The sequence below is a fragment of the Leucobacter aridicollis genome (assembly GCF_013409595.1).
Classification (GTDB): domain Bacteria; phylum Actinomycetota; class Actinomycetes; order Actinomycetales; family Microbacteriaceae; genus Leucobacter; species Leucobacter aridicollis.
On sequence record NZ_JACCBD010000001.1, the window covers coordinates 1,507,006 to 1,521,965 of the forward strand.

Consider the following 14,960-nt stretch of genomic DNA (forward strand, 5'->3'; position numbering starts at 1 on the left):
AACGCCACGACGGCACCGTCCACGTACAGTCTTTGACCGCCTCAGGGTGGTCGCCGGCATCAGCCGAACGCTCGCGACTCGTGAGTGAACACAAGAATTTGCGGTCAATCGCCGCACTCAATATTGGTTTCCGCGGAGCTTCACGGCCGCGGTTAAAGGAGCACACCAGAAATGGTGAATACACAAGAGAACACAGAGGATGCGGCTGGCGCCGTCGTTGAGACAGCAGCATCCGAAGCACACGAAGCCACAACAGTTGAGGCCGCAGCCGCCGAGACACCCAACGGAGCGGTAGCCGCACCCGAGGCGACCAGCGCCGAGACCGCCGATCAGGCAGACGCCGGGCAGGCAGACGCAGGAGCTGCGCCCGCGAACGGTGAGACGGAGCCCGCCGCGGAAGCCACCGACGCCGACGCGACGCCCACGGACGTCGAACCGGGCACGGCGGAGCAGGCCCCGGCCGAGCAGCCCGCAGCCGAGCCGGCGGAGAAGACGTTCGCCGATGGGCTCCCGCTCGTCCTGCCGCTCGCCGAGATGTCGCCCGAGGATCGCTTCCGCGCAACGACGCGCCTGATCTTCCTCGCCCCAGACGTCCCGCCGGTGCAGCCGATGCCGCGGCGCAACGAGCTGCGCAAGCTCGACGACATCCTCGACTCGAGGTTCCCCGGGAATGACTCCCGCGACCGGAACCAGCGCGACCGCGGTGAGCGGGATCGCGATCAGGATCGGCAGGAGCGCGACTCCGACCGTGGCGGGCGCGACTCGGGCAACACCCGCGGCAACTCGCGCCGCCGCCAGGGTGGCGCCGAGCACGACGAAGACGAGGGACGCCGCCAGCAGCGTCAGGCGCCGGTCATCACCGAGCCCCAGAAGCTTCGCGGGTCGACCCGCCTTGAGGCGAAGAAGCAGCGGCGCCGGGACGGCCGCGACGCCGGCCGCAAGCGCATGGTGATTACCGAGTCGGAGTTCCTCGCGCGCCGCGAGTCGGTTGACCGCGAGATGATCGTGCGGACGACTCCCGACCGGATCCAGATCGGCGTGCTCGAGGACAAGGTGCTCGTCGAGCACTACGTCGCGCGCTCGAGCGAGTCCTCGCTGATCGGCAACGTCTACCTGGGCCGCGTGCAGAACGTGCTGCCGAGCATGGAGGCTGCCTTCGTCGACATCGGCCGCGGCCGCAACGCGGTGCTCTACTCGGGTGAGGTCGACTGGTCTGAGTTCGAGGGTGGCAACACCGCTCGAAAGATCGAGAACGCGCTCAAGCCCGGCGATCAGGTGCTCGTGCAGGTCACGAAGGATCCTGTCGGCCACAAGGGTGCCCGCCTGACGAGCCAGATCTCGCTGCCCGGCCGCTTCCTCGTGTACGTGCCCGGCGGCGCGATGAACGGCATCTCACGCAAGCTCCCTGACACCGAGCGTGCCCGGCTGAAGAAGATCCTCAAGGAGGTGCTCCCGAGCGGCGCAGGCGTGATCGTGCGCACCGCCGCCGAGGGCGCGACCGAGGATCAGCTCACGCACGACGTGCAGCGCCTCACTCGCCAGTGGGAGTCGATCCAGGCCCGCGTGAAGAAGGGTGGCGGGCCGGCGATGCTGCATTCCGAGCCCGACATGCTCATCAAGATCGTGCGCGACGTCTTCAACGAGGACTTCTTGAAGATGCGTATCGAGGGGGCGGAGACCCACGAGGTCATCGAGAACTATCTCTCGGCGGTTGCCCCGGACCTCATGCAGCGCGTCGAGCGCTACGAGGGCGAGCGCGACATCTTCGACGAGTTCCGTGTGACGGAGCAGATCGCGAAGGCGCTCGACCGCAAGGTCTGGCTGCCCTCGGGCGGCTCGCTCGTCATCGACCGGACCGAGGCGATGACCGTTGTCGACGTCAACACCGGCAAGTTCGTGGGCGCCGGCGGCAACCTCGAAGAGACCGTCACCAAGAACAACCTCGAGTCCGCTGAAGAGATCGTGCGGCAGCTGCGGCTCCGCGACATCGGCGGCATCATCGTGATCGACTTCATCGACATGGTGCTCGAGTCGAACCGCGACCTCGTGCTGCGTCGCCTCATCGAGTGCCTCGGACGCGACCGCACGAAGCACCAGGTCGCCGAGGTGACCTCGCTTGGCCTCGTGCAGATGACCCGCAAGAAGCTCGGCCTCGGGCTGCTTGAGTCGTTCAGCGAGCCGTGCGAGGTGTGCGCTGGCCGCGGCGTGATCGTGCATCACGAGCCCGTGCACCGCCACCGCAACGAGTCCTCCGGGCGCCAGAAGCGCGGCGGCAACAACTCGGGCTCGAACGGGAACGGATCCGCGAACGGGAAGGCGCAGGCCGAGCCGAAGGCGCAGACGCACGCTATCAGCGACGGCGCGAAGAACATGCTCGCGCAGGTGGCTGCCTCGACGATCCCCACCGCGAAGACCTCCGACGACGCTGCGCCAACCGCGGTGCTGGAGAGCGTGCTCGACGCGCTCCCCGACGCCCCTCCCGCTGGCGCGTCGAAGTCCCGCAACCGCCGGGTGAGCTCCCGCGCCGGCGCTCCAGCGAGCGCCCCCAAGGCGCAGGAGCCGGCAGCTGCCGGCGGCGCGACCCGCGACGAGAGCGATCGCGGCGCTGCCGCTCCCGCAGCCTCCGACCGGGAGCGGTCGGAGGAGCGCGGCGAGGGACGTGGCGTCGATCCGATGGCGCAGCTGGCTGCGGCGTTGGACGGCGACCAGCAGGCGCCTGCACGCTCGCGGGGATCGCGTTCGCGGTCGACGCGCGCTCAGTCGCAGGCCGGTGGGCAGTCCGCGGCGAACGCCGCGAACGAGGCAACCGGCCACTCCGCGGACGGCGGCGCGCTCGATCCGGAGCGCATGCTCCTCGACGCGCTCGACGCTCGCACTCAGGGTCGCGGCGAGGCTCAGGCTGACACGCCGACCCACATTTGACCGAACGCGGTAATTCGCGTTATTATTGACCGTTGTGCGTACTCGCTTTTGAGGCGGGAAGTGCACGTATGACTTCGATCGTGACGGGTTCGCGATTCGACACGATTTAAGACGATCCTCGAGAGATGGGTGACCAAGTGGTTTACGCAGTAGTGCGCACAAGCGGACGGCAGGAGAAGGTCGAGGTTGGCTCGATCATCACTGTAAACCGTGTAGCGGGAGACGCTAAGGGAAATATTGAACTCCCGGCAGTGCTCCTCGTTGACGGCGACAAGGTGACGAGCGACGCTTCGGCTCTCGCAAAGGTCAAGGTTACCGCTGAGGTCCTCGACGACCTTCGCGGGCCGAAGATTGTCATCCAGCGTTACAAGAACAAGACCGGTTACAAGAGCCGCCAGGGGCACCGTCAGGATCTGACCCGCCTCAAGGTCACCGGCATCAAGTAACACTTTTTAGACTCTAAGGAGACAGACCAATGGCATCCAAGAAGGGCGTCGGCTCCAGCAAGAACGGCCGCGACTCGAACGCACAGCGCCTCGGCGTGAAGCGCTTCGGCGGTCAGCAGGTGAACGCCGGCGAGATCATCGTGCGTCAGCGCGGAACCCACTTCCACCCCGGCGTCAACGTTGGCCGTGGCGGAGATGACACGCTGTTCGCTCTCGCAGCGGGCGCAGTTGAGTTCGGTGCGAAGGGTGGCCGCAAGGTCGTCAACATCGTCGCCGCTGCGTAAGTAGTTCGGTACCGACACTAGGCGAGCTTCGGCTCGCCTTTTGTCGTATCTGGCCGGATCGTGCGGGCTTGCGCCCGCGCACGACGTGATCCGGCGTCGCCCTGGCGGTTCCCGTCGGGCAGAATGTAGTTACTCGATCGCGTCTTCGGGTCGGAAGGGAAAACTCTCATGGTGACGTTCGTTGACCAGGTCCAACTACACCTGCAGGCGGGCCGCGGTGGGAACGGCTGTGTCTCTGTTCGGCGCGAGAAGTTCAAGCCACTCGCTGGCCCAGACGGCGGCGCAGGCGGCAACGGCGGCACGATCGTGCTGCTCGCCGACCCGCAGGTCACGACACTGCTCGAATACCACCGCCGGCCGCACCGCTCGGCCGAGAACGGCGCCTACGGGGCGGGCGACTACCGCGCCGGCGCACACGGCGCCGAGCTCGTGCTGCCGGTTCCCGTCGGCACCGTGGTCAAGGATTCCGACGGCGAGGTGCTCGCTGACCTGACGGAGGCGGGCACGCGCTTCGTCGTCGCCGAGGGCGGCCTCGGTGGGCTGGGTAACCACGCGCTCGCGAGCCAGAAGCGCAAGGCGCCTGGATTTGCCCTGCTCGGCACCGAGGGGTGGGCTGGCGACGTCACGCTCGAGCTGAAGACGATCGCTGATGTCGCGCTCGTCGGGCTCCCGTCGGCGGGGAAGTCGAGCCTCATCGCGGCGATGAGCGCCGCGCGGCCGAAGATCGCGGACTACCCCTTCACCACGCTGCACCCGAACCTTGGCGTCGTCGAGGCGGGGGAGACCCGCTTTACCGTCGCCGACGTGCCCGGGCTCATCGAGGGCGCGAGCGAGGGTAAGGGGCTCGGCCTCGACTTCCTCCGCCACGTTGAGCGCTGCAGCGCCCTGCTGCACGTGCTCGACTGCGCGACGCTCGAACCCGGCCGCGACCCGATCTCCGATCTTGAGATCATCAAGACCGAGCTCGCCGCCTACGAGGTCCCGGAGGGCCAGGTGCCCCTGCTCGACCGGCCGCAGCTCGTCGCCCTGAACAAGATCGACGTGCCCGAGGCCCGCGAGCTCGCTCAGTTCGTGCGCCCCGACCTCGAGGCGATGGGCTACCGCGTCTTCGAGATCTCGACGGCATCGCGCGAGGGGCTCCGCGAGCTGGGGTTCGCCCTCGCCGAGATCGTCGATGAGGCGCGCGCGAAGGCTGAGGCCGAGACCGAGCGACTCGAGCGCATCGTGCTCACGCCGAAGGCCGTCGACCGCCAGGCCGGCTTCCGTGTCGTGACCGAGGGCGGCTCGTACGGGACGCTCTTCCGCGTGCTCGGGCAGAAGCCCGAGCGGTGGGTGCAGCAGACCGACTTCCAGAACGACGAGGCCGTCGGCTACCTCGCTGACCGCCTGCAGAAGCTCGGCATTGAGGACGCGCTGGTGAAGGCCGGCGCCGTCGCGGGCTCGACCGTTGTCATCGGTCCCGGCCAGGGCGTCGTGTTCGACTGGGAGCCGTCGCTCACGAGCGCCGCCGAGGTGCAGGTTGGCGTTCGCGGGAGCGACGACAGGCTGGACGGACCGCAGCGCCGTACCAACAAGGAGCGTCGATCGGACTACCACGACCTCATGGACGCAAAGGCCGCAGCGCGCGAGCAGCTTGAGGAGGAGCGGAAGTCGGGCATGTGGGAGTCTGAGGCGTGATCGACGCGGGCTCGCGCGGCGCGACGCTGCTCGCGGCACGCCGCGTCGTCGTGAAGGTCGGCTCGTCCTCGGTGAGCGGTGACAACGCCGGGCAGATTCCGACGCTCGTGGATTCGCTTGCGCGGCTGCGAGCCGCCGGGGCCGAGGTGATCCTCGTCTCCAGCGGCGCGATCGCGACCGGGGTGCCGTTCCTGAATATCGACGCGCGGCCCGACGATCTCGCCACCCAGCAGGCGGCTGCGGCCGTCGGGCAGAACATCCTGGTGAATCGATACCAGCGCGCGCTCAGCAGCCACGATCTCGTCGCTGGGCAGGTGCTGCTCACCGCGCACGACATGGAGAACCCGACGCACCGCGGGAACGCCAGGCGCGCCCTCGAGCGGCTGCTCGCGCTCGGGACGGTGCCGATCATCAACGAGAACGACACCGTCGCGACGCACGAGATCCGGTTTGGCGACAACGACCGCCTCGCGGCGCTCGTCGCGCGGCTCGTTGAGGCCGACCAGCTCGTGCTGCTGTCGGACATCGACGCGCTCTACACGGCGCCGCCGGAGGTGGTGGGCGCGGAGCGCATCGCGCACGTCGCCTACGGCGATCCGCTCGACGGCGTGAAGATCGGGGAGAGCCAGTCGGGCTGGGGTACCGGCGGCGCGGCGACGAAGGTGCAGGCCGCGAGGCTCGCCGCAGACGCCGGTACGACGGTGCTGCTCACGGAGGCGCGGCTGCTCGCCGCGGTGCTCGACGGTGAGGATCACGGCACCCTCTTTGGGGCGGCAGCGCGGTAGCTCCGGCGGGCTAGAATGGCGTCATGTCTAGCACTGATGCGTTCGTCGACCTGTTGACCCTGGCGAAGGGTGCCTCGCGCGCCCTTGCCACCGCCACAACGGCACAGAAGAACGCGGCGCTCGAGGCGATCGCGGTCGCACTCGAGGGCGCAATCCCAGAGATCATCGCCGCGAACGAGCTCGACCTCGCGCGCGGCGTCGAAAACGCGATCGGCGACGGGCTGCTCGACAGGCTGAAGCTTGACGAGGCGCGCATCCGCGGCCTCGCGGCCGCGGTGCGCGAGATTGTCTCCCTTCCCGACCCGGTCGGCGAGGTGGTGCGCGGCAGCACGCTCGCGAACGGCATCGCGATCGCGCAGCAGCGGGTCCCGTTTGGCGTCATCGGCGCGATCTACGAGGCGCGCCCGAACGTCACCGTCGACATCGTTGCGCTCGCACTGAAGAGCGGCAACGGCGCGGTGCTGCGCGGCGGCTCGGCCGCGGAGGACTCGAACCGGGTGCTCGTACGCCTCATCCAGGAGGCCGTCAGCGGCAGCGGTATCGACGGCAATGCGTTCCAGACAATCGACCCGTTCGGCCGCGAGGGCGCAGGACGGCTCATGCGCGCCCGCGGCTTCGTCGACGTGCTGATCCCGCGGGGGAGCGCCGGCCTGATCGCGACGGTCGTGAACGAGTCCACCGTGCCCGTGATCGAGACCGGGGCTGGCATCGTCCACGTGTACGTCGACGCGAGCGCCGATCCCGACATGGCGCACGCAATCGTCGTGAACGCGAAGACGCACCGGCCGAGCGTGTGCAACTCGGCCGAGACGCTGCTCGTGCACGCGGCGCACGCGGACACGCTGCTGCCGCGCCTCGTCGACGCGCTCGCTGAACGCGGCGTCGTGCTCTATGGCGACGAGCGCGCCCAGACCGCGGGCGTGCGCGAGCCCGCCACTCCCGAGACGTGGGCCACGGAGCACCTCGACCTCGTGATGGGGGTGCGTGTCGTGGACTCCATGGACGAGGCGATCGCGCACATCGACGAGTACTCGACGAAGCACACCGAGTCGATCGTGACGAACGACTTCGGGAACGCCGAGCGCTTCCTCGCCGAGGTCGACTCGGCCGTCGTGATGGTGAACGCCTCAACCCGGTTCACCGACGGCGGCGAGTTCGGGTTCGGCGCCGAGGTCGGAATTTCGACCCAGAAGATGCACGCGCGCGGCCCGATGGGCCTGCCCGAACTCACGAGTACGAAGTGGGTTGTGCGTGGCACTGGGCAGATTCGCTAGCCAAACCCTGTAGGGTTGTAGTAAGTATTTCTGCCATACGAAAGGTCAGGGCTCTTCATGTCATTTGCAGCCACGATTGCAGCAGCCGAGGGCGCAAGCCACGTCGTCACGGAGCTTCCGATGCCTGCGCCCGTGTACGGCGTCATTGTCTTCTCCATCTTCGTTGTCGCCGCACTGGTGACGTTCTCCTTCCGTGACGTTGCAAACCGCCACGCAGAGAAGGCAGCGGCGTACGCCCGCGAACACGGTGAGGCGCAGCAGCACTAATCGTGGCTACTCGGCGACGCGTGGGGGTGATGGGCGGCACCTTCGACCCGATTCATCACGGCCACCTCGTCGCCGCCAGCGAGGTTGCGAAGAGCTTCGACCTTGACGAGGTCGTCTTCGTGCCCACCGGTCAGCCCTGGCAGAAGAGCAACGTCTCGGAGAGCGAACACCGCTACCTGATGACTGTCATCGCCACGGCGTCGAACCCGCAGTTCACCGTGAGTCGCGTGGACGTGGACCGCGACGGGCCGACCTACACGGTCGACACGCTCCGCGATCTGAAGCGGCTCATGCCTGACGCGGAGCTCTTCTTCATCTCTGGAGCAGACGCGGTTCAGCAGATCGTCAGCTGGAAAGACGTTGAAAAGCTGTGGGAGCTCGCGCACTTTATTGCGGTGTCGCGGCCCGGCCACGAGCTGTCTCTCTCAGGCCTTTCACACGATAACGTAAGCTTGCTGGAGATCCCGGCGCTATCAATCTCCTCTACAGACTGTAGGGAGCGGGTGTCGAGAGGTTACCCTGTGTGGTACCTAGTGCCCGATGGGGTAGTGCAGTACATCGCCAAGCACGGCTTGTATTCCGAGGAAGCGACAGACGAATGAGTGAGCAAGACCACGAACGGCCCTTGACGCGGCGCGAGATGCGCCTGCGCGAGCAGGCCGAACGCGAGGGCGCCGAGTCGATCGAAGAGGTCCCCGCCGGCGAGGCAGCCGCGGCGGACGGGGAGACCGCAACTGAGTCGGTGAGCATCGACCTCGCGAGCATCGAGATCGATCCGCTGAATCCCGACGGAACACCCCGCACGAGGCGTGAGCTCCGCGAGTTGCGCGAAGCGGCCGTGGCCGAACTCGTCGCCGAGCAGGAAGCCGCCGACGCGGCACAGGCTGCCGCGGATGCCGAGTCAATGCCCGCCGCCGAGCCGGAGCCCGAGGCTCCCGCAGAGGAGCCCGAGGTTGCCGCCGAGGAGCCCGAGGCTCACGCCGAGGACGACTTCGACTCGTTCGGCGCCCCGACGGAGGCGCTGAGCTTCGAAGACCTGCCCGTGAACGGTGGTGCGACTGATCACACCGCCGCAGACGTCGACGCGCCTACCGAGGCGTTCTCGCTTGAGGACATCCTCGACGCCGCCGAGCCCACGTCGCCGACGGGCGACGCCGACGCCGTCGCGAACCTGTTCGCGACGGACTCGAACGACATCGTCGAGATCGTCGACGCAGAGACTGAGGCATCGGCAGACGGCGCAGACGAGACCGACGAGGTCGTCGTTGAGGCCGAGACTGTCGCTCACGACGTCATCGCCGACGAGGTCGTGGTCGATGAGGTCGTCGTCGATGTTGACCCGATTGACGTCGTCGATCCTGATCTCGCCGCCGAGGACCTCGGTGCGAGCGCCGTTGACGCGAGCGACGCCGCTGCTGAGCCCGCGGTCGATGCCGACGAGCCTGAAGCGGCGCGCAATACCGGCACGGACACCGCAGGCTACTCGTTCCCAGACATCCAGCCGCCCGAGGAATGGCGCTCCGTGTTCGACGACCCCGCTCGGGCCGCGAACATCACCGCCCCCGGCGAGTCCGGCGACTTTGACGATCTCATCTCGCGCGCGGTCGCGCAGGAGGGGAGCACCGGGGGGACCGGCGCATCGGCGCTGATCCTGCCCTCGCATCCGGGCGAGACCGGCGGCCTCACCGGGCCGCTCGGCGCGACCGGCGAGCTCTTCGTGACCGGCTCGATCGAACTGCCGAAGTCGATGGGGGAGACCGGGGGACACTCCGGGATCCACGATTCGATCGACTTCGACCCGTTCCTGACGGGCGAGACCCCCGACGCGATCACCTCGACGTCGGAGTCCGGCCCCATGCCAGTCTCAGCGCGCAGCGCGGTGAGCGCACGCCGCCGCCCCGAGGTGCCCGTCGTTGCGGAGCCCACCAAGGACCGCAGCAAGATGCCGCTCATTCTCGCGCTCTCCGGAGGCGGGCTGATCGTCGTCGTTATTGGTGTCGTGGTGTTCGCCGCGACCCAGGGATTCTTTAACTAACACCTTGAGGGGTACACACGTGGCAGACGCTCGAAACATGCTCGCCGACCTGCAGATCGCCGTTCGCGCGGCCGACGCGAAGGGGGCAACGGCTCCCGTCGCGCTCGAAGTGGGGGAGCTGTTCGGATTCGCAGACGCGTTTCTGATCGTGTCTGGCAGCGTCGAGCGCAACGTCCAGGCGATCTCGGACGAGATCGAGCGCGACCTCAACGAGGCAGGCGTTCGGACGATCCGGCGCGAGGGCCGCGAAGGCGGGCGCTGGGTGCTGCTCGACTTCGGCGACATCATGGTGCACGTCTTCCACCAGGAGGAGCGCGACTTCTACCAGCTCGAGCGTCTCTGGCATGACTGCCCGGTGATCGACGTCTCCGAGATGCTCGAGGTCGCCCCGCAGTAAGTTTCGAGCCAGCCCCGGGCGCGTCGATTTGCTTCGCGCGATCCGGGCTGGTGTAGAATAGAAGAGTTGTCGGGCGAGCATTCGCCCGACTTCCATGAGGGTCTGTGGCGCAGTTGGTAGCGCACCTGCATGGCATGCAGGGGGTCAGGGGTTCGAATCCCCTCAGATCCACTCCTAAAAGGTCCGGCTCGCGCCGGGCCTTTTCCCGTTTCGGGGATTCTCGCGGGTCCTGTGAACGCTGCACGTCGAGAAGTGCGAAGCGTTGAAGCTGTCCGAGAGCGGCTTCTCTTGTTTCTGCCCTCGGGCCGCGGCCCGCAGCCCGCAACACCGGCCACCCCGGTGCCGATTTCCCAGTCGCCCACGTTAGTGTCGGTGGAGGGAAGCATCGCATGCGGGGGCAGAACGCGAGGAGCTGAACCAGCATGACAGGGCAGTCGCACGGGATCAGGGTGCTCGTCGTCGAGGACGATCTCAGGCTCGCTGACGCGCTGGCCTCAGGGCTCACCAGCCGCGGGTTCGGGGTGAGCCGGGTCACCACGGGCGCCGCCGCGCGGGATGCGCTGGCCACTGTGCTGCCTGACGTCGTGCTGCTCGACCTCGGGCTGCCGGACGCGGACGGTGTCGAGCTCTGTCGGGAGATCCGGGAATCGGTGGCGGCGGCGGAGGTCGGCATCATCATGATCACCGCGCGGAGCCAGGAGCGGGAACGCGTGCTCGGCCTGCGGAGCGGCGCCGACGACTACGTGGTGAAGCCCGTCGGGCTCGACGAGCTCAGCGCGCGCATTGAGGCGGTGCTCCGGCGGCGGCAGCACGCGCCAGCGCCGGTGCTGACTGTCGGAGCGGTGACGCTGGATCTTGCGACCCGCACGGTGATGAGCGGCGGCGCCGTCGTCGAGCTGCGGCCCCGCGAGTTCGACCTGCTCGCGGCGCTCATGCGCGAGCCCGGGACGGTGCGCAGCCGGGACCACCTGCTGCTGCAGGTCTGGCACACGGTCTGGCCTGGTGCGCACCGGACGCTCGAGGTGCACGTGAGCTCGCTGCGGGCGAAGCTTCGGGATCCGGACCTGATTGAGACCGTGCGCGGGGCCGGGTATCGAGTCGCGCCGCGGCCGGGAGCGGGGACGGGCTAGCGTGCGCCGGCGCGTCATTGCGATCATCGTGGGGCTCGTCGTGCTCGCGGTGTCGGGGCTTGCGGTGCCACTCGCGGCTGCGATCGCGGAGCGTGCGACCGCCACGATGGTTGCCGACCGGACCGGCGACGCCGTCAGATTCGCTGGGATCGCCGAGCCGAGCATTGTCGCAGGTGAACCTGGCACGATCGGTGCCGAACTCGCCCGCTACAAGGAGCTGTTCGGGATCGAGGGGCTCGTCATTGACCGGGACGGCGAAACCGTCGCCGCGAGCCGGGCGGAGCTCACCGCCGCAGACCTGGGCGGTCCCGGGGCGGCCGACGGGGGAGCGCTGCCCCCGTTCGTCGCCTACGCGCTCGCGGGCACGCGGACGGTGAGCATCGATGCGGTGTGGCCGTGGACGTCGGAACCCCAGTACGTCGCCGAGCCCGTCGTGAGCGGCGGCGAGGTCGTTGGTGCGGTCGTCACCGCGTCGCCGACCGGGGCGCTTCGGGCGGCGATTGCGGTGCAGTGGCTCGTGGTGCTGCTCGTGATCGTTGCCCTGCTCGGGGTCGGTGTCGCCGTCGCGGCACCCCTCGCGCGGTGGGTGCTCCGCCCCATCGAAACGCTCGAGGAGGCGACGGCGGAGCTCGGGGCGGGTGACCTCCATGCCCGCGTGCCGACCGGCGCGGGGCCGCCGGAACTCGTCCACCTCGGGCGCTCGTTCAACCGGATGGCCGCCCGGATTCACCGGCTGGTGAGCAGACAGCGCACGTTCGTGGCGTTCGCCGGGCATCAGGTGCGCAACCCGCTGGCCGCGTTGCGGATGCGAATCGAGGGCATGGGCGTCGCGCTTGACCCGTCGGCGGCCGAGGAGCTTTCGCTCGCGCTCGAGGAGGTCGACCGCCTCACGAGAACCTGCGACGGGCTGATCACGCTCGCGCGCGCGGACTCTCGCCAGCCGCCGCTGGTCGAGTGCAACGTGCGGGAGGTCGTCGCGCGCCGGGTGGCGGGGTGGCTGCCCATCGCAGCGCGCGCCGGCGCCTCCCTCGAGATCGGTGCGGTGCCCCAGCACCTCACCGTGCGCGCCTTTGATGGCACCGTCGATCAGGCCCTCGACGCCCTGATCGACAACGCCCTGAAGTTCGGCGCGACGCGTGTGACGGTTGGCGCCAGCGAGCGCTCCCGTGACGCCGCCAGCGAGCGCTCCCGTGACGCCGCCAGCGAGCGCTCCCGTGGCGCCGCTAGCGAGGTCGCCGGGGCGGGGGACCGCGAGGGAGCGCGTCCCGCAGGGATCGAGGTCGAGTTGCGCGTGCGCGACAACGGGCCCGGGCTCAGCGCAGAGGATCTGGCGCGGGCGGTCGAGCCGTTCTGGCGCTCACCGGAACGCAGCGAGGAGCCGGCGCGTCCCGCCGCCAGCGGCTCGGGGCTCGGCCTCTCCGTGGTCGTCACCCTCCTCGGGATGCAGGGCGGCAGGCTCGCGCTCAGCCCGGTCGCTCCGCGCGGCACGGAGGCCGTGCTCAGGCTGCCGGCCGGTCAGGAGAACGGCTTGGCGTCGCGATAGTAGCGCGCGGCGCCCGGATGCAGCGGCACGGGCGAGGTCGCCACGGCGGTGCGCGGCGATAGCTGGTACGTCGCTGGATGCAGCCGCGCGAGCTCCTCCCGCGAGTCGAGCACAGCGCGCGCGAGCGCAGCCGCCACGTCGTTGGGCATCTCAGAGCCGACGACGAGCAGACTCGGCACGCTCACGGTGCGCACCGGGTCGACCCCCGCGTAGGTGTCGGCGAGGATCGGCGCCTCGGCGTAGAACGGGCCGTACCTGGCGGTGAGCTCGGGCAGCGCTGCGGACACGTCGAGGAGCCGGATCGGCATCCGTCCCGCGAGACCGGTGATGGCATCGGTTGGCAGCCCGCCCGACCAGAAGAACGCGTCGATCTCGCCGCGCTCGAGCGCCGCCACCGAATCGCCCAAGGCCGAGCCGTGCGGTCTCTCCGAGGCCGTGGGCGCCCGCGTCGGCGCCCACGGCAATCCCCGCGATCTCGAGCAGGCGCTCAGCGATCACCTCGGTGCCCGAGCTCTCCGCGCCGAGCGAGACCCGCGCTCCGGCGAGGTCCCCGATGCTCGCGTAGGGGGAGCCGGCACGCACGACGAGGTGGACGTGGTTGTCGTACAGCCGCGCCACGGCCTGCAGGTCCTGCACTCCCTCCGAGCCCGCGGTCGGCGCCGCCGGGGAGGTATCCTGCACGCTGAGCGCCGCGACGTCCGCGAGCGCGAAGCCCGCGTCCAGCTCTCCGGCGCGCACCCTGGCAACGTTCTCGACGGAGGCTGCCGTCGCGACCGCGCGCACGCGCACCGGGCCGTCAACCGTGAGTTCGGCGAGGCTCCGGCCGACCGCGTCGTAGACCCCGCCGGGCAGGCCCGTCCCGACGCTCACGAGCACCGGAGGTGGCCCCGCCCCGCCCCGCCACCAGAGGGCGCCTGCGGCGAGCGCCGCGATACCCGCGGCCGCGATCCAGATCTTTCCTCGGCGTCCCATCTCCCGTCGCACGATACGCGCGGTCGGCGCCTGGAGCGTCGCGGTCCGCCGAACCGTTACCCAATCGCCACTTCCTCAACGCAGGCTCAAAACTGCGCCGCGAGCCACCAGCGGGGGTGCACGCGAAGCCTAACCTGGCTCCAGATGCAACGAGGCATCTGTGATCTGAGGAGGACACCATGCAACGACGCACTCTCGTCCCGCTTGCGCTCGTCGGGGCCGCGGCGCTCGCGCTCGCCGGCTGTTCCCAGCCTGGCGCCGATGGCGGTGATGCGGCCGACGGCGAGCTGGACCGCCTCCCTGCAGTCACCATCGTGACCGGCGGGACCGCGGGGCTGTTCTATCCGATCGGCGGGGCCCTGCGCCAGATCGTGAGCGACGAGGTGGAGGGAACGACGGCGTCCGTCGAGTCGACCGGGGCATCGGTCGAGAACATCCAGCTCATCGGGTCGGGCCAGGCGGAGCTCGCGATCGCGCAGGGCGACGCGGCGAACCAGGCTTTCAACGGGCTCGCCGACTTTGAGGGGCGCGAAGTGCGAACGAGCACGCTCGCTGTCCTCTACCCGAACGTGTACCACACGGTGTCGCTCGCGGCCACGCAGTCCAAGCTCGGTCTCGAATGCTTCAAGGACGTCGCGGGCACGCGCTTCTCGGTCGGCGACATCGGGAGCGGGAACGAGGCAACGGCGAACCAGGTGTTCGAGTCACTCGGCATGGACCCGGAGACCGACATCGATCGCAGGCAGCTCGGCTACGCCGAGACCTCCACGGGGCTGACGAGCGGCGGCGTCGACGCTGGCACCTGGGTCGTGGGTCAGGGGCATGCAGGCATCACGGAGCTCGCGACCACCGACGACGTCGTCCTCATCCCGATGTGTGACGACGAGCGGAAGAAGATCCTCGACGGGTACGGCGGATACGTCGACCATGTGATCCCAGCAGGAACGTATCCGGGCGTCGACGTCGATACGCCGACCATCGCAACCTGGAACGCGCTCGTGGTACCCGAGAACTTCAACGAGGAACAGGCCTACGACATTACGAAGGCCGTCTTCGAAAACGTTGACGTGATCGAGGGGGTCTATGCGCCGGCGGTCGAGTTCATCGTTCCCGAGAACATCGAGAACGCCCCGGTGCCGGTGCACCCCGGCGCGTTGAAGTACTACGACGAAGTCGGGATCGACGTCCCCGCCGAGCTGCGCGGCTGAGCCGTGCTCCAGTCCCGCCC

14 protein-coding genes, 1 tRNA gene and 1 pseudogene are annotated in these 14,960 nt (G+C 69.0%); 14 read left to right on the top strand and 2 right to left on the bottom strand.

The genetic code is table 11. The annotated features are described in order from the left end of the window. The first annotated feature begins 171 nt into the window (after positions 1-171). From BJ960_RS06970 to BJ960_RS07030, 13 genes are all read left to right on the top strand, one after another. The gene (locus tag BJ960_RS06970; RefSeq protein WP_185986759.1) at positions 172-2,922 is read left to right on the top strand and encodes an Rne/Rng family ribonuclease; all 2,751 of its coding nucleotides are present in this window, start codon (positions 172-174) and stop codon (positions 2,920-2,922) included. Positions 2,923-3,059: 137 nt separating this feature from the next. Beyond that, positions 3,060-3,368, top strand: a complete 309-nt coding sequence (gene rplU / locus BJ960_RS06975) for a 50S ribosomal protein L21 (protein WP_121078565.1) — start codon at positions 3,060-3,062, stop codon at positions 3,366-3,368. Between the two features lie 29 nt (positions 3,369-3,397). Continuing rightward, entirely contained in the window at positions 3,398-3,652 is a 255-nt protein-coding gene (gene rpmA / locus BJ960_RS06980; protein ID WP_119279429.1) for a 50S ribosomal protein L27, read from the top strand. A gap of 168 nt (positions 3,653-3,820) precedes the next feature. Further along, positions 3,821-5,329: a GTPase ObgE gene (gene obgE, locus BJ960_RS06985; protein ID WP_185986760.1), complete on the top strand. Its 1,509-nt coding sequence runs from the start codon at positions 3,821-3,823 to the stop codon at positions 5,327-5,329. Then, complete coding sequence (gene proB, locus BJ960_RS06990) at positions 5,329-6,114, top strand: glutamate 5-kinase (RefSeq protein ID WP_185988192.1); 786 nt, start codon at positions 5,329-5,331, stop codon at positions 6,112-6,114. Before obgE ends, proB begins: the two co-directional genes overlap by 1 nt. 23 nt (positions 6,115-6,137) lie before the next feature. Further along, a complete protein-coding gene (locus BJ960_RS06995) occupies positions 6,138-7,388 on the top strand; it encodes a glutamate-5-semialdehyde dehydrogenase (protein ID WP_185986761.1) in 1,251 nt (416 codons plus the stop codon). 57 nt (positions 7,389-7,445) lie between these two features. Further along, entirely contained in the window at positions 7,446-7,655 is a 210-nt protein-coding gene (locus BJ960_RS07000; protein ID WP_185986762.1) for a hypothetical protein, read from the top strand. Beyond that, positions 7,655-8,257: a nicotinate-nucleotide adenylyltransferase gene (nadD, locus tag BJ960_RS07005; protein ID WP_307814744.1), complete on the top strand. Its 603-nt coding sequence runs from the start codon at positions 7,655-7,657 to the stop codon at positions 8,255-8,257. Before BJ960_RS07000 ends, nadD begins: the two co-directional genes overlap by 1 nt. Continuing rightward, complete coding sequence (locus BJ960_RS07010; protein ID WP_185986763.1) at positions 8,254-9,690, top strand: hypothetical protein; 1,437 nt, start codon at positions 8,254-8,256, stop codon at positions 9,688-9,690. The genes nadD and BJ960_RS07010 overlap by 4 nt, the downstream gene beginning before the upstream one ends. Positions 9,691-9,727: 37 nt before the next feature. Then, on the top strand, positions 9,728-10,087 hold the full coding sequence (rsfS, locus tag BJ960_RS07015; protein WP_121078559.1) for a ribosome silencing factor: 360 nt from the start codon (positions 9,728-9,730) through the stop codon (positions 10,085-10,087). 98 nt (positions 10,088-10,185) lie between these two features. Beyond that, positions 10,186-10,258: transfer RNA gene (locus tag BJ960_RS07020), tRNA-Ala, on the top strand. Between the two features lie 251 nt (positions 10,259-10,509). Next, positions 10,510-11,217 (top strand): response regulator transcription factor, encoded by a 708-nt coding sequence (locus BJ960_RS07025; protein ID WP_185986764.1) that lies wholly within the window; start codon positions 10,510-10,512, stop codon positions 11,215-11,217. A 1-nt stretch (position 11,218) separates the two neighbouring features. Beyond that, on the top strand, positions 11,219-12,760 hold the full coding sequence (locus BJ960_RS07030; RefSeq protein WP_202229232.1) for a sensor histidine kinase: 1,542 nt from the start codon (positions 11,219-11,221) through the stop codon (positions 12,758-12,760). Here BJ960_RS07030 and BJ960_RS16995 read toward each other — a convergent pair. Further along, on the bottom strand, positions 12,733-13,167 hold the full coding sequence (locus tag BJ960_RS16995) for a TAXI family TRAP transporter solute-binding subunit (RefSeq protein WP_272928847.1): 435 nt from the start codon (positions 13,165-13,167) through the stop codon (positions 12,733-12,735). The genes BJ960_RS07030 and BJ960_RS16995 overlap by 28 nt on opposite strands. 94 nt (positions 13,168-13,261) lie before the next feature. Next, positions 13,262-13,732: pseudogene (locus BJ960_RS17360) on the bottom strand (TAXI family TRAP transporter solute-binding subunit); the annotation flags it as partial. A gap of 179 nt (positions 13,733-13,911) precedes the next feature. Between BJ960_RS17360 and BJ960_RS07040 the strand changes: the two are divergent. Beyond that, positions 13,912-14,940, top strand: coding sequence for a TAXI family TRAP transporter solute-binding subunit (locus tag BJ960_RS07040; RefSeq protein ID WP_185986766.1), 1,029 nt, complete (start codon positions 13,912-13,914; stop codon positions 14,938-14,940). The last annotated feature ends 20 nt before the right edge of the window (positions 14,941-14,960 follow it).